The following is a 20,090-nucleotide window of genomic DNA, read 5'->3' as shown; positions in this document are numbered from 1 at the left end:
ATCGAAATAGACGATCCGAGCAGCATAGAGCAAGACATGTTCCCAGCAAATGCTGTGTAGAGACGATACCAAATTCATCGTGAAAGTGTGTTATAGTTGTAAAAATTGGACATTTTATCGTCGGGAGGTATCGTTCATGCAGCTGTCTCACCAGATGATGCAGCCGATAATTCAACGACTGCGTGAACAATGTGATGCGGAGCTGATATTGCTAATTGGGTCTGCGGCACGCGGAGAATTGCGAGTGGATAGCGATGTGGATCTGGTGTATATGTCGTCTCCGCATCGCCGACCGTTGTCTACTTATCGGCGATATATGCTGGCACAGGAGTTGGCAGATCTGCTCGGTAGAGATGTAGATTTGATCGATTTTGCATGTGCCAGCACGGTCTTTCAATTGCAAATTGCTACGACAGCGGTCGTACTGTACGAGCAAAATGAGCTGCTGCGACCGTTAGCTTGGATTACTGCTTATCGCGATTATGCGCTGCTCGGTGAGCGCAGACAGACGGTGATCGACACGCTATTGTCACCACAGTCACAGTCACAGTCACAGTCACAGTCACAGTCACAGTCACAGTCACAGTCACAGTCACAGTCACAGTCACAGTCACAGTCGATGATGACGGATGCTGCGAACAAGTCCAGCTTTATTTTGCCGATAGAATGTCATACAGATCGATTATCGGAGCAGCGCAACAAGGATACACCCGTGGCAAATGGTGAACAGGCAGCCACTTCTATAGGAGGAACTCTTATCGTGAATAGAGATATTATATTGAACAAATCCGCTACCATTCGTCGATGTGTGCAGCGGATTCAGGAGGAATATGAAGGCAATGTCGACAATCTGTTCAACTTCACCCGTCAGGATTCGATTATTTTGAATTTGCAGCGTGCTTGTGAAGGATGTCTGGATCTGGCAATGCACCTGATTTCTGAAAATAAACTTGGTGTGCCGCAGAGCAGCCGGGATGCGTTCGATCTGTTGCAGCGCAGTGGCATCATTGATCCGGCTCTCAATCGCAGCCTGAAGGCGATGGTTGGCTTTCGTAATATCGCCATGCACGATTATCAGGCGGTACAGGTGGAGATTCTGGAAGAGATGATTGAGGAACAGTTGCCTGATTTTGAACAATTTATCATCTGTGTGGAACAGAGCGGCTGAAGCTACAGCCGCTCTATTTGCCTAGATATTTGATGACAACATTATCAAATACCGCTTTGCCCCCTTCGCTGTACAGCGCAATCCCCTGATCACCCGGCTCCGGGAATACCAGATTGGAAAGTGTTACTTGCCCGCCATCGACGAACATTTCTACACTTGTTTTATCGACCAGTAGTTTTAGATGCACCTTTTTCTTCGACGAATCGAAGGGCGCCTGACTTTCCAGCAGATTGTTGCTGTTGTCAGGATGACCAGTGTACGAACGATTCACATACGTATACCCGCCTTCTACAAACACACCTGCATCCACATGTCGTGATCCATCCGGCGAACGGCGTAGCTGTAAGCCCGCATTTTTTAGATCAGACCATGAGATGTCGGCGTCCAGCTGATACGAAGAACCTTTTACATCCAGCTTATATTGTCCGTCCACTTCCACACGCGGAATATGCTGGGTAGCAGTGACAAATTGGGACAGTCCACGGATCGGCTGGGATAGCAGCGTATAGCCGTTGGATGATGGTTTCAATTGAATCTGACGTACCATCGAGTCGGTTCCATTATATCCATCCTTCAACGTTGGCGTATTGTTGGCATAATCCCAATTGTTCATCCATGCGAGCGCGTAGCGATGATCGTAGGGCTTGTTGCTGGTGCCATCTTCAAAGGTCACTGCCGCATACCAGTCAAATCCGTAATCAAGCCATTGCGGCTGTTGATTGTCTGCTTTGAAGCTTAGTCCGTTAAAGGTGCCGATCCAGTACGCATACGTATTCGGCTGACCAGATGCACGACCGTTGGCACTAACGCCAAGTACCCATTTATACGTACCATTCGATGCCCGCATCCGATACAGATCAGGGCATTCCAGTGTACCGATATTGTCGGCTACAAAGTCGCTGACATAACGCCAGCTTTTTAGATTTTGGGAAGTGTAAAAGCCGATACGATTGCCTTCCGCCATAAGCATAATCCAGCGCTTGGATTGCTTATCCCAGACCAGCTTCGGATCACGAAAATCGGCATTACCCGGGTTGGATAAAATCGGCTTGTTGCCATATGCCTTGAACGTATTGCCGCCATCTGTGCTGAACCACAGGTATTGCTCCTGCGCACCGCCGTTGGCAGAAGGCTGGGTCACAATAGCAATCATCGTATGTTTGCCCAGACCGGCTGTATTATTCGTATCGACAACGACTGAGCCTGACCACGGATCGCCGTTAGCGCTAGTGTATTTCGGAATCGCAACGCCCTGATCTTGCCAATGTACGAGATCGGTTGAGGTAGCATGACGCCATTCGGTGCCGTTGCCGTTAGGGTAGTCTTTGTTGTACAGATAGTAATAATGATATTTGCCGTTGGCATAGACTGGACGCTGCGGATCATTCTTCCATTTATCCGGCACGGTGAAATGATAGTTTGAACGGTAGCCGTTGATCTGCTGACCGGTAGAGGACAGTTGTGTTTCTACATTCTGCTGGCTTTGTCCATTGAATTCACTTTGTTCATTCGACTGGCTTGACGGATTGGTTGAGCTGCTTGCTTCCGCTTGTGTGGACGAAGATGTTGATGCATCAGGTTGCAGCTCGTAGCACGCCGCCGTTCCGACAGCGATCACTCCGGTCAGTCCAAGCGGCCATATCCACCGGCGCAGGACTGTCGTTCTGGATGTGTTGCGGTTATCTGGATGCTTCATAATATGTTCTCCTCTCTGATGTCGTTGATCCTGTTCATAACAGATGCGATATAAATGGAATAAGGGAACAGAAAGCGGCGGTTATTCGCCAACTTTCTCCCCCTCTATTCCCGTTCTTGCACATGGACAATCTCCATCCAAGGTGTATCCAATTGCACTTCAATCAAACGATTCCTCAAATGAGACTTCATGGTCATAGCAAACCGATTGTTTGGATTCAACCGAATCTATACATCAACATACATATTTCCATTTCGCCATTTTTCGTTTGTTATTTCGTTGTTACCTGACCTTGATTCAGAGTACTGTTCGGTACAACCGATGTACGGTCGCCCTGAATCGCCACTTGGAAGCTTGGTGCAAAGGTCGACTGCTGATTGGCAAAATAACCACGGTTGGTCATATAGCTCGTAATGACCACTTTATTATCCTTCACCTGTGGAATCGCAAAGTGCGCATACGTCCACGTTACATCACGCGGATTCAGATCCTGATGCAGCACCAGCCCGCTTCCATTCAGCGGTTTGTATGGTCCGTCGATCGAATCCGATACATAGCCGAGCATATAAATGTCTTCTGCATCTACACCGTCAAGGAACATTTTCGCACCGCGTGTATCGGTGAACAGATACCATTTGCCGTCCATTTTGAAAATGTTGGCGCGTTCGATCTCATCCGTTACGGTATTCGATGCAATCAGCGGCTTCATTACTCTTTTCAGTGAGTAATCGTCGTTCAGTTCAATAATGCCGAGCGCTCCGTTAGCGATAGACATGTAATCCTTGTCCGGGCTATTCAGCAGCTTCTCCCGTTCACTGTTGAAAAATTCGTCGTTGCCACCATAGTAGGCTTTGTTGTAAAACATCTCGTCACCCTGATAACCAGTTTCCGAGCCGGTATTCGCTTCAAATACCAGATACTTGTGACCGTTATCTTCTACATAGTGTGGATCACGCAGCGTATGGTTATCGGAATAATCCCCCGCGCTGAATGCCTGATTGACCGTCTGGTACATTTTGCCGTCGCCATCAAAGATCGATTTGAAATCTTCCACGCCGTCTACTTTCAGTGTGCCGTTTTCCGGTTGTGATACATTCACCTGCGCAGTTGTCAGCGTCTGCTTGCCATAGAAGCCTTGATCCGCATCCCATGGATGACGGTTTGTGTAGAACAGGCGTACTTTGCCATCCTTGGTCATCGTTGCCGAACCAGACCATTCTTCCGATTGATGATTCAGAATCCAGTCGTTGGGCACGAGCTTGTCGGTATCTTTGAACACGCGACCGGCATTTTTCCAAGCGTCCAGCGATTGGTCATTTGCTTTTTTATAAAATAGATAGATGAATGTATCGGACGAACTCTTCGGATCGCCAGCTAGACCGAATACGATCTCATAACCGTTATAGTTGGCAACCGTACCGTCCGCATTTTGCAGCGGCCATGTGTCCCAGACGTCGAGATTGATCGTATTGCCGTTTGCATCTTTGCCGACAGCAGACGGAATATTGCGGATCTCGTCCTTATTGAATGCAGGCACCTGAAATTGCGATTGCTGTTGCTGCTGTGGAATTTTCAGTGCATCAAAACGGGTGATATGCGAGAAGCCGTATGTATCGTCGATCACCGATGGAATAGCTGGATTCTCCGGTACAGGATGTGTAGGACGTGTCGGAGAACCGCCATTGTAATCTTGTCCATAGCCGCTGGCAAGTGCCGGTGTACCGCCTGCCAACAGCGCTGCTGCCACCGTAACGGCAGCCGCCTTTTTATACCATTGATTGATGTTCATAATTCAAACTCCCTTTCAGAATATGGAATGCCGGAAGGAACTGGACGACAAAAAGACCTAAAAATCCCTAACCAGACACCATGTCATAGGACATAGCGATCTCCAGTCGGAGTTTTTTAGGTCTTGCCTGCTTTACCAGTAACACACCCGGATATGCTGTTGCTGACACCTATTCTATACCGCCTGCTGCTGACAGTACTATAGAGAGAATGAACCAATTTGGCAACCAGATACAAACGACTATTTTCGCAAATTTTCATGAATAATTATCATTATTAGTCTTATTTTCACATTTTCAAAGATTACAGTTTGTCATTAAAGGTTACATTTTTGCTACTTTTTATCCAGACAGCCTGTAAAAATGAATAGTTCTGCTTAGTCAGTGGAACAGGTATATGGAACTGTATCGGTATGAATAACAGTTGATGCTGCTGCTTGATCGCAATGAATCAAGTCCATTCTCGTCGTTCATATGCTGCTAGCTACGATGTGTCAACGGGCTGGATGACCCAACCTTTCCTGCAACCGTTGCAGCTCAATCGCTATAAGCACACGCTGACTATCCGTGCAGCTATATCCATACTCGTCTTCCGCATGATCGGTCATCTCCTGCACCTGTGCATACCAATCCGCATACTTGTCACGAGCGATCACGATGATCTCCTCATCCAATTCAGCAGCTGGATGACCATCGACCGAGGATTGCAGTATACTTTTTAGCTGGCTAATCAATCGTTCATATGCTGCCGACTTGCGATCCAGCGGCTGGTTCAGCACATATTCAATATCCTCTACCATATCGCGAATGAGCGCTGCCAGACCGGAAGAAGCAGCACTAGAGCCTGCATTCATGACAGCAGTATGAATGTGCATAGCAATATAACCGACTTCATCCTCAGGAATATCAATCTGTAGACGCGTGGCGATCAGTTCACGAGCATATAACCCGATGCGAAATTCTGCCGGATATAGAATTCGTATTTCTTCCAGCAATGTATTGTGAATGATCATGCCGCTACGCAGCCGTTCTAGCGCATGAGACAGATGATCGGTCAGCGCAATATGAATATGCTCATTAAAGGAAACATTCAACTCACGTTCCGCATGGGAAATAATATGCTCCGACACTGCGATCTCCTCTTCCGGTAACTTTTGCAGCATTTCCTGCAAATACCCATACCGCTCCTGATCTTCCAAAATGAATATTTTCTCAATGCGACTAGGATCAACGATATCGTTTTTGCCTTTTTCAAAAGACACCCCGCCGCCCATCACAATCTTCTCCTGTCCCTGATCGTCGACGATGACAGCGTTGTTGTTCAGAATCTTTTTGATCTTCATGTCATCTACCTCCACAATACGTTATGATGAACGCTCCTCTCTGCCCAGCAACAAGGTCAGTACAAATGCTGTACTCGTCGCCAGCACAAAGCCAATCATATAATGAATAAAATTAGACCAGCCAAACGGAATAATGAATGCCAGCATCGGAATGCCAGTCAACCCGAAGGAGCTAGCAACCACATGATGCCAGCCGATATAAGCGCCACCGACTGCACCACCAGCTGCCGCCGCAATAAACGGACGCACCAGCTTCAGATTGACACCAAGCGCGACCGGTTCTGTGATGCCGAGAAAGGCAATTAGTGCGCCCGGCAATGCCGCTTTGCGTAGCACGGAATCTCGGGTACGCACATACACTGCTAAGCCTGCCCCGCCTTGTGCCACATTTGCCATCGACCAGATCGGCAGTAGAAAATTCACCGCAATATCTGGGTTGGAGATCAAGCCTGCTTCAATCGCCTGTAACCCTTGATGCAGCCCTGTCAGTACAATACTGCTGTACGCCCCGCCCAACACCAATCCAAACCAAGTACCACCGTACGCATACAGATGCTCCAGTAGTGCAGCACACCAATGACCCAACCATCCAGAGAGCGGACCGATCACGAACAGCGCAAGCATACAGCCACCGAGCAGTGACAATACCGGAATGACCAGTACATGTACGGAACCGGGAATGATACGGCGTAGGCGGATTTCCAGCATCGCCATCAGCATAGAGGCGACGATGACCGGAATTGCTGTCCCCTGATAACTGAATTGCGGCAGAGCGACTAACCCGAACGATGAAATAACCGACGGCGGCATACCATCATTGCCTACAATCTCCGGCCTGGACATTAACATCCCTAGTACTGCGCCTAGTACAGGTGTACCGCCGAATCGCTTGGCAGCATAGTAGCCAAACATCACACTAATGATTTGGAAAATCGATCCGGTCAGCAGTTGTAGCAATCGGAACCAGAGGGAATCCGCTTGCGCCCAGCCGACAAATTGCAGTAAGCTAACCAGTCCGAGCAACATGCCTGCCGCAACAAAGACTGGAATCATCGGCACGATAATATCGGAAAAGAACGATACCGCGTCTACGATACGTGTAGTCAGCGGACGTCTGACGAGTGGCAGTTTATCCTTTGAGGGATGATCATTGGCACGAATCGCCGCAGCAGTGAATGGTGGAGTTGCTAATTCTTCACCCACAGATCCGTCTGTCTCTGACTCCATCGTATGCTGTTGTGGTACTGTCGTTTCCTTTTGCTGCAACTGGCGTTCAATCTGGCGATACAGCCGGAATACTAGCTCTGGTCCTACAATGATTTGCAGTTGCCCACCAACCTGACGTATATTTTGTACTTCTGGAATATTGGCAAGCGCTAAGTGATCCGCCAGCTCAGGATGATGCAGCCGCAGGCGGATACGGGTTGTGCAATGCAATACTTCCTGTACATTATGCAGCCCGCCGGATTGTACAATGAGCTGTTCTGCCAGTTGCTGCATATGCTGACGGCGTTGAAGCCGCTTCGCTGCCGGGGAAGCAGTTTCTTCTTCCCGCACAAGCATTCCTCCTTTGCCAATGTTATGGATTGCAAATGTTGTTCAATGTTCAATGTTCGGTGTTGAATGTGTGAATACGGAATGGAATTCACAATGATGGATGATGAGTTGATACAGCTACTTATTTATTGATATAACAAGCTTACGCAAATTTTCAGTATAGTTACACGACTGTAACTTTGACAGTATACGGCACATTGATAGAGCTGACAACTTCTTTAGGAACCGGTTCCATTTTACTGGATATAGCAAGCAATGGTATGAGGAATCTAGGGGCGTATCATGCCAGTTTATTGATGTGCTAGCGAATCCAATGCAACAACAAAGAACCTGTTCCGATTACAGCATCTTGTTACGGACAGGTTCTTTTGTTATTGGTTTTGGTTTTGGTCTTGGTTTTTGATTTTGTTTAGGAACTTTGCATTAGGAGAATTTGGTTGGATTTTTTACTCTTGATCTTTTCATTGCTACTATTTGGTATAAGTCTACTTATGATATCGGTGAAACTCCTTATCGTTTAAAAAGCTACATACTTGCTACCTACTTATTTTCTAGACCGCATGTACTTAAAACTTGTTACTTTCTATACTTTTAATTCTTAAAGATGCGTCGCTATCTCAGCGCGTATCGATGCGCTTTTCATCAGGTAACGTATACGAAATCGTACCCGATTGATCCGAAATTGCCCCTCCCACCTTATATACTCTACCTGTTCTGTGAAAACTGTTATTTGAATGAATGATGCCTGTTTCTACTAAGCTGCTATCACCCCAGCCTCCATGCAAATAATATACAAAGTTTTGATACTTTAATGGAATATCGCTCCATTTATCTTTTAATTGAAATGTAAGTAGGTCGTTCAGCGTATGGAAATCGCCTGTTTCGGCGCTCAATCCATGTGCCTGCCATGTAATAACTAGGAAATCGCCTTTGAATTCAATCAATGAAATCGTATCTCCATAAATATAATAGAATCGTAGTGCTTCTCCTTCCGGAAATAGAAATTCACGATCCAACATTTCTCCATTGGATGTGACTTCCAATGGCTGTCGCAAACTATGTACACCGGGGAGCGAAACTAGAGTGCCTTCTACAATCAGCTTACGTGCACTCGCAAGATCGCCTTTGTCCAAAATTTGTCGATCATCTCTATTCAATGGCAGCTGAATCGTCAAGGTTTGCTTATTGTAGGTATAGTTGTAACCTAGCTGTCGGATAAAAGCAGCCGGAATATACATACGACCGTTCATCTTCTGTATCGGTGTATACAGCTGAAATACGTTTTGCTTTCCATCATTAAGCTTGTATTCGTTTTGACCAAGCTTGAATGTATATACCTCACCCGCCCACGGTGCCAGCGTGATCGTGCCGTTTGCAGAAATGTGAAATTGGGAGTGGGTGGCTTGGGCAAGCTGACGTAACGGGAGCATGAGTTGTCCTCTCGAAGTGGTCAAGGTGCCTCCGTCCAACTTTTGCCCGGCAGGCGTGACAATGGTTAGTTCGGTTGCTGCTTGTGCGGTCAACGTAGGCACTAATCCGATGATCATCAATACAGAGATGATCCAGAGCATTTTGATCGTTTTCAATATTCATCTTCCTTTCCATATTTTTGAAGTCCTTGTTTTTAGACTTCATCATAGCTGGAAAAGTTGCGAATAGTATAAAATACTTTTTCACATGATCGTGTACAATTATTCATCCATAGAAAACGAAATCGTCCATTGTCCATCTAGTGTTTGAACGATATTGGCATAATCGAAATAGAAATCGATATCCTGTTGATCATCTACCATTGGTGTATTGAAATCAAACTGTTGTTCCGCAATATCTCCTTCAGTAGTAAGAGATGATGAATAATCTAGCAACTCGCCATTTTTCCGCAAAACAAGTTTGTTCATCGCCTGTAGCTTATGAAACTGATCATTGTCTGGAATTTTGATCACACTTTGATCTAGGCTATAACGTAGAGTCAGTTTCCGATGGTTATCCGACCAGTTAAGGGAGTGAAGCAAGAAGTTCGCCTGTTCACCAGGATGAATCGTATATTGTTTGCCTGTCTGCATGTTAGATGGCAATTTAAGGTTATGATGCTTGATCAATACTAGATCTTTGAACTTCACCAGATACTGCTGCTTATCCATAATATTCGCAGACTCGTTCAAGGAGAATGTTTCGTCTGCAAAGTAATTTTTAGCTTTGTCAAATCCATTCAATGTACTAATAACATCGCTTCCGTTTCCAGCATTCACAAGATCACCCTCAACGAATGAAGCATAATCGAATGTGGATTTGTCGATTCCAAATAAACTGAAATTGAGCGTTAACGATTCAATTCCGTCTGGATTAACATTGAAGCGTCCTGTATTTAATCTTAGCCCTACGCCATTTTGCACAGACTCAATGTTCAGATTTTTTGTTATTGGCAGACTCTTATTGAGAGAATTATCTTGTGCATGTGGGATGGCAGACTCTACATTATAGCTTGCTTGTTGAGTCGATTGTATCGGTATAGATTGCTCATTGTACTGCCAACCCAATACCCCAATACCAATCGCTGCAACTACACCAAGCGCAATGACTCCCCCTCTTCGTCCCCGCTTCTGCGAACGAAACTGCTTCATCTTGGGCTGATCATCCCGACTCCAACCGGAGCGACGGTTATCGACTTCCCGCTGGATGCGGCTCCACATCCCATCGTAATCCGGTGTCTGTTCCGGTTCTTTGTCCAGATGCCGTTTGATCGTCTGCTCATCCCATTTTGGCATGAATATCACTTCCTTTCTGGGCATCGTCGTTGAAATGGGTTGAATATTTGCGCAGCTTTTTCAGCGCACGGTTTAGTCTGGATTTGACCGTACCAACTGGAATATTCAGAGTCTCTGCCGTCTCGGTTGTACTGCATTCCCCCATGTAATACAGCAACAACACCTCTCGTAGCGGCACTGACAAATGATTCAACAGCTTAGCAAACTCATCCACCGTCTCCCCATGCTCAATCTGCGTTTCTACTGATTTGCCCGACAATAGCGGCAAGTGCAACGTAAATGCTCGCTGCTCTCGCCGCTTGCGACTAGTACGCCGATGAAACTGAGTATGACATTCGTTCGCGGCGATGCGCAGTAACCACGCCTTTTCATGTGTAATATGATCCCGCTTTGCCAGCAATGCCTTAATAAATACTTCCTGACAAATGTCCTCAGCATCGGCAGGATTACCTGTCATATACAGACAATACCGATAGACCGATTCCCGGTACGTCTCAAATAGCTCCCTATCGTCCACAATATCCCCTTCCTTCTCTCTCGCTCTAAGCCTTCTCTATGTAGACTGAGCACAGCGTCCATGAGTTCCCTTTTTTATGTAAAATATACAGGTATGATTTTATCGCACTACACTATACATGCAAAAAGAACCTGAGACGGTGTACAGATTGCATACTTCTTCCCATCATAATCACTGCATAACGATCACTTGTTATGCGTGTATTCATGGCAAAGGATATACATGTATCTATACGCGTTCAGGTTCTTTGTCAGGTACAAGATCAATCGATTGGCATTCCTTCAATCCAAGTGTGCATAGTCATTCCTGCGTCATTACACATTCTACTCCTGATTCAGCACAATCCGTCGAATCTGCTCCAGCGGAACCTTCGGCTGGCGATCATAAGTCAGCAGACCGTTAATTTCCTGCTCCACATCCGTCAACTGGGTATAACAGAATCCACGCACAATCGGCGAGCCGTACAGCGGACGAATGACCGCCTGTAGACGCTGCAAATAATCGTCATCATTCTCGGCACCGGAGTAGCCCCAGCCCTCCTGCTCCCCTGTCTGGTACGCGATGCCGCCAAATTCCGTAATCATAATCGGCTGACCTTCATACTGCGCACCACCGACGAAGAGGTGGCGGTTGCCCGGCGTCGCGTTAACAGCTGTCTCCACGTTAGCATAACGGTCTGTCAGCACCTGCTCTTCCCACGCATAATCATGGATTGCCACAATGTCGGTTTTCATCATTTCCCAGCCATCGTTGTAAATGACCGGGCGCATCTCATCCAGTGAACGAGTCAGATGATACATTGCCAGCCCATGCTGCTGTTGACGTTGATCGACCAGCGCATTCGGAATGCCCCAGCTCTCGTTAAGCGGCACCCAGACGATCACGGACGGATGGTTGTAATCACGCTGAATGATCTCCTGCCATTCGCGGGTAAACCGGTTCACATATTGCTCGGAATAATCATACGCATTGGCAGCTTCGCCCCACACCATCAGCCCCTTCACATCGCACCAGTATAGAAAGCGCGGGTCTTCCGTCTTCTGATGCTTGCGCACACCGTTGAAGCCCATTTGCTGTGTTAATTCAATATCTCGCAGGATCGCTGCATCCGACGGCGGTGTGAGAATGCCATCTGGAAAATACCCCTGATCCAAGACGAGCCGCAGAAATTCAGCCCGATTGTTTAAATAAAACCGACTGTTGTCGATAGACACTTTGCGCATACCAAAATAGCTGTCCACCGTATCCACCACTTCGCCGTCACGTAGCAGCTCTACCCGCAGATCGTACAGATTCGGTCGGTCAGCACTCCACCAGCGCCCCTGTGTATGATCGTTAAAGTCATTCAGTCCAATCGCTCGGAACGGCTCCACACTGCACAAGGAAAATTCGTCGCTCGCGATATTTGCCCCGTCAAAATCCACCGTCAATCGTACCTGAAAAGAGCTAGTATGTAGCGCACGTCCCGTTTCCGGCGTATACTTCAGCCCGATCCGCATCTCGTTGCGATCAATATCCGGGGTCAAGCGCAGACGCTGCAAGTGATACGGCTCTACCACTTCCAGCCATACACTTTGCCAGATTCCAGTCGTGCGAGTGTAAAAGATACTTGCCGAATCTTCCAGCCAGTACTGTTTACCGCGCGGCAGCGTTACATCACGGCTAAAGTCCTCGCAGCGCACCACAATTTCGTTCGTATCTTCCTTATCCAGCAACGCTGTAATATCCGCTTGAAACGGCGTATGCCCGCCTTCATGTGCCGCCGCCCATTGTCCATTTACCCAGACCGTTGCCGCATAGTCAACCGCACCAAAATGAACGATGATCTGTTTCCCCGCCCAGTCGGTCGGCAGCTCCAGTGTCCGGCGATACCAGACCAGATCGTGAAATCCGGTGTCACTAATACCGCTCAATTCACTTTGAAAGGCAAACGGAACTTCAATGCTGCGGTCAAATGTCCCCTGTCCGCGCATATGCCAGCCTTCTGCATCTCCACAGCGTTCATCGTCAAACGCAAACGCCCACGTCCCGTTCAAATTAATCCAATCTTCCCGCACCAGTTGCGGACGCGGATATTCCGGTCGTGGCAGACGTTGGTCGCGATCATTGCGCGCAGTTGGATGTTGTACATATCTCATGTGATGAAGTTCCTCCTTCAGATATAATATATGTTCCCAATCAAAGCAGCAGGACAGCATCTACAACAATATCGTAAGCGGTTACAATTAAATCTGTATCCATCATACCTTATCCCTGCTCACCGTGTGTGGATGATTTTATATAGATTCCATCCGCTGCATATATTCAAAAAGCTACGCAAACTCACTTGATTGAGTTGACGTAGCTTTTGGTTAGGCTTTTATCGAAAGTGAAAGAGCATTTATATACCAATTTCAGTTGCATACTGATCGTTAGGAAGTAGCAGGAACCGGGTCTTTGGCTTCGGTTGGTTGTTGTTGTCTGGAAATGGCGAACAAAACGCCCCAGATGAGGATGAAACCGAGCAGTTGCGACCACGTTACGACCTGATGATAGACGATCCAGTTGATCAGGACACCGACCATCGGGAAGCTTAATTCTGCCAGCGTTGCTACCGATGCTTTGGTCGTGGACAAGCCTTTGTAGTACATCAGCAGGCTGAGCAGTCCCGGCAACAGAGCTTGACCGACCAGATTGACGATGACAAGCAGGACAGGAATAGCACCTGCGGGCAGGCTCCATGCTGCATTTTCGTTCAAGGTCAAGACGAGCAGCAAAGGGATCGCCAGAATGAAGCGCAGCGAAGTGACAGTCTCGTATTTCATTTTTCCGACCATCAGACGCCCCATAACGGTTGATCCGCCCCATAATGCAGCGGCGCCAAGAGCGAGCAAAGAACCAACCTGTGCAAAATCGTTAAAATGACCAATCGGAACGGCAAAACCGAATGTTAGCAAGTACGTACCGCCCAGTGCCAGAACGAACAGCCAGCCAAAACCGCGTGGCAATGTTTCTTTTAGCAGCAGACGCGCCAGAATGATAGCGAATAACGGTTGCAGCTTTTGCAATAATAAGACGGCGTTGAGATCGCCATGCGATAAACCCATTGTGAACAGTACAGTTGCAATTGCCGAGCCGCCCCAAGATAGGAACAGCAGCGCGCCGATATGTTGCCATTTCAGACCGCGCAGTTCATGACGATTGATCCACAAAATTGGAGCGGCAGCGAGGAATGCTACGAGATGCTCCAGCAATACGATCTGGGTCGATGTGAACGACTCCAGCAAAATAATACGGAATAGCGGATCGACACCCCATAGTGCTGCCCCGATAAAGACGAGCCAGAAGCCGCTTTTGACATGACGCTGTTTTGTTTCCGCAGCAGATTGAAACCGATAGTTGACGTTTTCCATAATTCAAACTCCTTAATATAATTAGAATTTGAATAGGCGATCTTATACGGAAAGCCCCTGAGCATCGGGAACCGACATTCAGGGGCTGATCAAATAAACATGTACCTATGATATACCGATGCTGTTCATCGGCAAACATACCTGTACAGGTTTATGTGTTGATCTTCTCCCATCCGGACTTTACCGTCGGCTCTGGAATTGCACCAGATCAGTCAACTGCTCCAAATTGGAACAGTGAGTCGCGGGCTGCTGTCGACATCGTCAACATTTACCGCCGGTCAGGAATTTCACCTTACCCCGAAGATCTCTATTCGATTGTTCATTACGATAGCTAATAATTATCATCATGATTCTATTTCATTAACCATGAAAGACGTTTTTGAAAGTTTCGCAAGCTAACCTTTGAATAAATCTCATTATAAAGATACTTTTAGTAACTTGCAATAGCTTTGTACATAAAAATCATAGCTTTTTATATAATTCATATCGTTTAACTCGGTTTTATCTATATGTATAGCGTAACGTATTCTGTTATCCATTTCAAGATAGGATGCTAAATCTTATCATTTCGCTACTTGCTCTCTCTATTTTAATCATTTTAAACATGTCTATATAATGCATGTTTACGAAAATTTGGTATACAAAATAGTTCGAATTTAACATTTTACATATACGTGTGTTGTCAGCTTGGTGTCTGGGTATAAGATAACGTGGGCTTTTTACAGCTTTCACACCAAATACATATATTTGAAAGGGGAAGAACAAATTGGATTTTAACAAACCCAATCCGGAATTCACACCCGGACAAAATCCGAACTACCCTCCAGACTCGAACTACCCACCCGGTGGTTACAACCCGCGCGCAGGTGTACTGAGTGTCAAAGACTGGATGATCACCCTGCTGCTGCTGGCGATTCCTGTCGTCAATATCGTTATGCTGTTCGTCTGGGCATTCGGTAACAGCGCACCACTGTCCAAATCGAACTACGCCAAAGCCACACTGCTGTGGGCAGCGATCTGGATCGTGCTGTACATTATCTTCTTTGCAATTTTCGGCGCGGCATTCTTTGCCACTATGAGTAGAATGGATCAAGGCGGATATTGATTTTGTAGCAAGACCGTAGCAACACGATTCGGCAGAAGCAAGGATACCGTGTGCATGAGCAGTAGTGTTGGAACGAATGCTCATTCCCAATGAACCATCTAACAGAATCAGTAAGTTCAGCAGAGTGGGTTCTGCATGAACCTGCTTAGCAAAAAGAAGTGCGTCTCTGCGGCGCACTTCTTTTTCGTGCTTATATACGGTTAAAAATACAACTGATCATCCGGCTTTAGCGAATGTACCTGCTGAAAGCCTTCTTGCTCCAGCCTTAGCGCCAGTCCATCGGTACGCGGACGTGTCGCATGTACGAGCAGGGTACGCGGACTTTTGAGATCAAGCAGCATTTGCCGCACATCCGGCAGCCCTTGATGCACCTTGTAGCGCACATGATGAATCTGACAGCCCTGATGCTCCATATCCATCAGCAGCAACCGCCCGAATGAGCCATGCGCCAGATCACCGGTAAAAATCACCCGATTCACAGCACTCGTAGCAATACGAGTATAATGCTGCTGTGCCTTGACCGATTGCAGCATCCCGTCGTCGGTAAACAGAATCGAACTAGGATGCTGGCGAAATAAGGCTTCGCGCGAATGCTCATCCGTCAGCCGATACAATTGTGGATGCTTCAATAGCTGTGCAATACGCTCCGCTCCATCGCTACGCAGCCAGCGCGGTTCAGCAGCGAACAACTCTAGCGCTTCCAGCAGATCCTGCTCTACGAGAATCGGAATCTGAGCAAACTGCTCACGCGCCCACAGAATCAATTCCTGTCCGCGTCCATATAACGGTACCGGCAGGAGAATCGCACCTCCGCGCTTCAACGTTTCCTTCATATACCGACTCAACTGTGATAGCTTATTGCCCTGCCGATCTGTATCTACACCATACGCCGCATCGACAATTGCCAGATCCAGATCTGGAATTTGCCCAGGTGAAGGATGTGCACGCGAGATAATACGCGAATGATGCAGCGGACGATCTGCTTCCAGTAGTCGCGATTCGGCACTATAATCACCGGTATAAAAGATCGTCTTGCCATACCAGTTCACTGCAACCCAGATGGAACCCGGCAAATGACCTGCCCGTCCCCAGCATACTTGTAGCTCTGGACGCAGCCATGTCCATTCTCCCGGCGGTGCGACATCTTCCAAATAGCGGAATTTTAGAGAAGACAGCGGCTTTCGTTCAGCATCGCTGGAGACTTTTACTTGTCGCTGATCATTATCATTATGTTCATACGTCAACGGATTCGCTAGTTCACTAGCGGTATGATACGACCACTGGTCTGATTTCTGATCAGCAACCACATAGTGCTGCTCGTTCAGATGTTGCTCATGCATACGAAGACAAACCGGTAATTGCTTGAGCGTAGCCCGCGTCGTCCAAATATCGCCGGTATATCCATACTGCTCCAATAATGGCAAACCGGAACTGTGATCCTCATGCGCGTGTGACAAAAAGACAGCCTGTGTTCGTGATAACATATACGTCATTCGGGCAGGAAAATCGTGCTCATCCCGTTGCAGCTCCATCCCACAATCAAGCAGCAAATAACGGTCTTCCCGCCTCAGCAGATAACTGGATCGTCCATGCTCGCCCGCGCCGCCAAGAATCGTAAGTTCCATCATGATATTCAACTCCACCTGTTTTCACCATGGTCGTCTAAACCGGATTACGCGGTTCAGCCTGTTTTACATGCACTAGATGTCCAACTGTTTCCTGAACAGTATATCTGTCATTTTTGTATGCAGTGTATGGTTAATGTAAACGCAGTATAAACTTTTGCAAAAAGAGCCTGCTGTTTTTAATGATACGCAGATAGTTATGTACAGGAGATTTACGAATGATGAGGACAATCCAAGCGACAGTGACCATCGCAATGAGAGCATACAACGACAACGATGTACCTTTTTATCCGTACCTGAACATGCTGGATATGAATATCAAAAAAGGCACAGGTCGACTACATATGCCGATCCACAACAAAAAAAGCGTACCGCTTCTATCCGAAGATATCACGGTACGCTTTTTATGACGGTTCACAACCGGCATGGTTGTGAAGAGAGGTTCACAAGAAACAGGTCTTATTTCAAGCCGTATTTTTTGTTGAACTTGTCTACGCGGCCACCCACGTCTGCGTTTCTTTGTTTACCAGTGTAGAACGGGTGGGAAGCAGAGCTAGTATCCACACGAATTACAGGGTAAGTGTTGCCATCTTCCCATTCCATAGTTTCGCTGGAATGTTTAGTTGTTCCGCTCAGGAATTTATATCCACAGCTTGGATCCAGGAAAATAGCCTGTTGAAATTTAGGATGTCCTTCTTTTTTCATGAGTAATCACCTTATTCCATAAAATTATTCGCACTATTCCCATTATACACCGTTGTATGGAAATGTCAAAGAAGTTCTGTTTTTTTATCAAAAAAATTTTGGTTCTCCAGCACACTTGTTTTATAATAAAATCCCATCGTGTACAGACATCATTTGACCGATATTACCGATCCACATAATCTTCACATATATTCATACGGCAAAAGGGGAATCTTCCGATATGGCTGTTCAAAAAGAAAGCGAATTATACCTTCCGATCAAGCACTTTTTCGCCCTTCAGGGCTATGATATCAAGAGCGAAGTCCGTCATTGCGATCTGGTCGGCACACGTCAGAGTGATCCCGAGCCACTCATTATCGAGATCAAAAAAACGTTCAATCTAGCGCTCATTTTGCAAGGATTGGAGCGGCAAACACTCAGTAGCAATGTATACGTCGCCGTCGAACGCAACCGTGCCAAAAAAGGCGCACATAATCAGCGTTGGAGCGAACTCATTCAACTCTGTCAGCGACTACAGCTCGGTCTGATCACTGTGACCTTTTACCAGACCAAACGTCCACTGGTGGAAATACTATGCACACCGATGCTGAATAGCACGCCCCCATCTGCTCCGCGCAAAGGCAGCAAGCGTGCTCGTCTGGCAAAAGAACTCGCAGAGCGCAGCGGCGACTACAATCTGGGTGGCAGTAGCGGCGTTCCACTGATTACCGCTTACCGGGAAAAGGCGCTACGCGTCGCCTATGCACTTGGCGATCAGGAAGCCATCTCCCCTGCTACGTTGCGTCAATTGAGCGGCGTCCCGCTAGCGGCATCGATCATGCAGCAAAATTACTACGGCTGGTTTGAACGTATGGCACGCGGACAATATCGTCTCACGACAATGGGCAAACAGGCACTGCGCGATTATGCGTCCATCATCCAGCGCTTTGGACAGCTGTAGGATGCAATCTGTCTGACCATGCCAGCAGCATTTTTATACACAACGAATGATTTGATTAGCCAAATGCATATCAACTACACATCTACACATCGTATTCAGCACTAGAATATCCAGCAATAGAACAACAAGAATGGCGCGGACAGTTATCCATCCACGCCATTCCGTATTTATACATTCTATTCCTATGTATCATCCGCCTTATGTCAGCCCTGTTCCTTACAGAACAGGGTTCATTAGCATCCAAGCGGATTAGCGATTCCGTAGCTCAGCGATCTCTTCAGAGATCAGGTTCATACCGAGCAGCAATTCCTCGCGCCCCGGATGACTAAAATTTAAGCGAATATTGCTGCTACCCTGCCCATCGGCATAACAACGTTGACCCGGCAAAAAGGAGACCCCTCTCGCCAACGCCCGATTCAGCAATTCCTCACCATCCAGCCCATCCGGCAACCGCGCCCACAAAAACATGCCGCCGACCGGCATCTCGACCTCAGTACCACGCCAGTTCGGTCGTTTCAACAATTCCAGCATCAACTTGAGCCGAATCTCATACTCCCGGTTCAGCATCGTAATATGGCTATCCCAGTCAAAACGTGGCGATTGCAGCAAACGTAGCAGAATCGCCTGGTTCATCGTACTGGATTGCCAATCTGCCGTCTGCTTGGCTGCTGATAATACCTCAATCAGTTGCGGATCGCCAGCCGCCCAGCCAATCCGCAGCGCTGGTACAATCGTTTTACTGAATGAACCGATATACAGCACATGATTGCCACCCTGTTCGCGATCCAGTTGAAACAGACTCGGATACCGACGACGAAAAGAACGTACCTGCTCCGATCCAAAATGCAGATCACCATACGCATCATCTTCCGCGACTAATAGCTCATATCGGCGACATAGCTCTACCACTTGACGACGACGTTCCAGACTCCATGCACGTCCGGTTGGGTTGCCAAAATTCGGTGATACGAATAACAGCTTGGGCTGATGCTGTGTAATCAATTGCTCCAGATGATCCGGCACCATACCATCGGCATCACAATTTACATGCACTACCTTTGCCCCTTGCAAATGCAGCACCTGCAAACAGCCCGGTGGCGCGGGCGATTCGATCAGCACGATATCTCCGCTGTTCACATAAATACGCACCAGCAGATCAATCGTCTGCTGGCTACCGGATGTGAGCAAAATATGCGATGGATCGACGACGAGCTTCTGATCCTTTTGCCAGCGGGTATGCAGCCATTCTCGCAATTCAGGCGAACCGGCTACATCACCATACTGCAAATCAAGCGGACCTGCCGAAAATACCGCCCCTGCCGCTTCCCCCAACTGGGCAAGCGGGAACAACTCCTCAGCAGGCAACTCTTCCGCCAGCGAAATCCATGATTCGCGGCGCTGATTGTCCGCTGCCGGTCTGACTGAAAATGGCGGCATTTTGCCAACCCTGGATGCAAATGAGAACTTCACCGTTCCAGCCTCCTGTACGA

The 20,090-nt window shown here is 47.3% G+C and carries 16 protein-coding genes and 1 riboswitch; of the genes, 4 read left to right on the top strand and 12 right to left on the bottom strand.

All coding sequences use genetic code 11. From position 1 onward, the window contains the following. Positions 1 to 136 precede the first annotated feature (136 nt). Positions 137 to 1,168, top strand: coding sequence for a type VII toxin-antitoxin system HepT family RNase toxin (gene hepT, locus ACE3MZ_RS07210; protein ID WP_411345776.1), 1,032 nt, complete (start codon positions 137 to 139; stop codon positions 1,166 to 1,168). Between the two features lie 13 nt (positions 1,169 to 1,181). Here hepT and ACE3MZ_RS07205 read toward each other — a convergent pair whose 3' ends face one another. The 9 genes from ACE3MZ_RS07205 to ACE3MZ_RS07165 all read right to left on the bottom strand — a co-directional run bounded on the left by ACE3MZ_RS07205 (position 1,182) and on the right by ACE3MZ_RS07165 (position 14,225). Beyond that, a complete protein-coding gene (locus ACE3MZ_RS07205) occupies positions 1,182 to 2,864 on the bottom strand; it encodes a glycoside hydrolase family 32 protein (RefSeq protein WP_411345775.1) in 1,683 nt (560 codons plus the stop codon). Between the two features lie 271 nt (positions 2,865 to 3,135). Beyond that, a complete protein-coding gene (locus tag ACE3MZ_RS07200; protein WP_411345774.1) occupies positions 3,136 to 4,653 on the bottom strand; it encodes a glycoside hydrolase family 68 protein in 1,518 nt (505 codons plus the stop codon). Between the two features lie 492 nt (positions 4,654 to 5,145). Beyond that, positions 5,146 to 5,994, bottom strand: coding sequence for a PRD domain-containing protein (locus tag ACE3MZ_RS07195; RefSeq protein WP_411345773.1), 849 nt, complete (start codon positions 5,992 to 5,994; stop codon positions 5,146 to 5,148). A 21-nt stretch (positions 5,995 to 6,015) separates the two neighbouring features. After that, positions 6,016 to 7,551: a PTS transporter subunit EIIC gene (locus ACE3MZ_RS07190; protein WP_411345772.1), complete on the bottom strand. Its 1,536-nt coding sequence runs from the start codon at positions 7,549 to 7,551 to the stop codon at positions 6,016 to 6,018. A 617-nt stretch (positions 7,552 to 8,168) separates the two neighbouring features. Next, positions 8,169 to 9,137: a stalk domain-containing protein gene (locus tag ACE3MZ_RS07185; RefSeq protein WP_411345771.1), complete on the bottom strand. Its 969-nt coding sequence runs from the start codon at positions 9,135 to 9,137 to the stop codon at positions 8,169 to 8,171. A 105-nt stretch (positions 9,138 to 9,242) separates the two neighbouring features. Then, on the bottom strand, positions 9,243 to 10,316 hold the full coding sequence (locus ACE3MZ_RS07180; RefSeq protein ID WP_411345770.1) for a hypothetical protein: 1,074 nt from the start codon (positions 10,314 to 10,316) through the stop codon (positions 9,243 to 9,245). Further along, positions 10,300 to 10,833, bottom strand: a complete 534-nt coding sequence (locus ACE3MZ_RS07175) for an RNA polymerase sigma factor (protein ID WP_411345769.1) — start codon at positions 10,831 to 10,833, stop codon at positions 10,300 to 10,302. The genes ACE3MZ_RS07180 and ACE3MZ_RS07175 overlap by 17 nt, the downstream gene beginning before the upstream one ends. A 323-nt stretch (positions 10,834 to 11,156) precedes the next feature. Next, complete coding sequence (locus ACE3MZ_RS07170; protein ID WP_411345768.1) at positions 11,157 to 12,971, bottom strand: glycoside hydrolase family 2 protein; 1,815 nt, start codon at positions 12,969 to 12,971, stop codon at positions 11,157 to 11,159. Between the two features lie 273 nt (positions 12,972 to 13,244). Then, positions 13,245 to 14,225, bottom strand: a complete 981-nt coding sequence (locus ACE3MZ_RS07165) for a DMT family transporter (RefSeq protein ID WP_411345767.1) — start codon at positions 14,223 to 14,225, stop codon at positions 13,245 to 13,247. A 157-nt stretch (positions 14,226 to 14,382) separates the two neighbouring features. Continuing rightward, a riboswitch (FMN riboswitch) is annotated at positions 14,383 to 14,534 on the bottom strand. 457 nt (positions 14,535 to 14,991) lie between these two features. Between ACE3MZ_RS07165 and ACE3MZ_RS07160 the strand changes: the two genes are divergently transcribed. Continuing rightward, positions 14,992 to 15,330, top strand: a complete 339-nt coding sequence (locus ACE3MZ_RS07160) for a hypothetical protein (RefSeq protein WP_411345766.1) — start codon at positions 14,992 to 14,994, stop codon at positions 15,328 to 15,330. A gap of 200 nt (positions 15,331 to 15,530) precedes the next feature. Here the strand turns inward: ACE3MZ_RS07160 and ACE3MZ_RS07155 are convergent, their stop codons facing one another. Beyond that, the gene (locus tag ACE3MZ_RS07155; RefSeq protein WP_411345765.1) at positions 15,531 to 16,958 is read right to left on the bottom strand and encodes an MBL fold metallo-hydrolase; all 1,428 of its coding nucleotides are present in this window, start codon (positions 16,956 to 16,958) and stop codon (positions 15,531 to 15,533) included. 215 nt (positions 16,959 to 17,173) lie between these two features. On the opposite strand from ACE3MZ_RS07155, the gene ACE3MZ_RS07150 reads away from it, so the two are divergent. Beyond that, the gene (locus tag ACE3MZ_RS07150) at positions 17,174 to 17,365 is read left to right on the top strand and encodes a hypothetical protein (protein WP_411345764.1); all 192 of its coding nucleotides are present in this window, start codon (positions 17,174 to 17,176) and stop codon (positions 17,363 to 17,365) included. 49 nt (positions 17,366 to 17,414) lie between these two features. On the opposite strand, the gene ACE3MZ_RS07145 is transcribed toward ACE3MZ_RS07150, so the two are convergent. Continuing rightward, positions 17,415 to 17,660, bottom strand: a complete 246-nt coding sequence (locus tag ACE3MZ_RS07145) for a type B 50S ribosomal protein L31 (protein ID WP_367055359.1) — start codon at positions 17,658 to 17,660, stop codon at positions 17,415 to 17,417. Positions 17,661 to 17,880: 220 nt separating this feature from the next. On the opposite strand from ACE3MZ_RS07145, the gene ACE3MZ_RS07140 reads away from it, so the two are divergent. Next, complete coding sequence (locus ACE3MZ_RS07140) at positions 17,881 to 18,600, top strand: DUF2161 family putative PD-(D/E)XK-type phosphodiesterase (protein WP_411345763.1); 720 nt, start codon at positions 17,881 to 17,883, stop codon at positions 18,598 to 18,600. Between the two features lie 249 nt (positions 18,601 to 18,849). Here ACE3MZ_RS07140 and ACE3MZ_RS07135 read toward each other — a convergent pair whose 3' ends face one another. Then, positions 18,850 to 20,070, bottom strand: a complete 1,221-nt coding sequence (locus ACE3MZ_RS07135; protein ID WP_411345762.1) for a PLP-dependent aminotransferase family protein — start codon at positions 20,068 to 20,070, stop codon at positions 18,850 to 18,852. Positions 20,071 to 20,090: the final 20 nt, after the last annotated feature.

Origin of the sequence: Paenibacillus sp. WLX1005, from assembly GCF_046603685.1 — a bacterium.
GTDB lineage: Bacteria > Bacillota > Bacilli > Paenibacillales > Paenibacillaceae > Saccharibacillus.
This window is presented reverse-complemented; position numbering and strand designations above follow the sequence as displayed.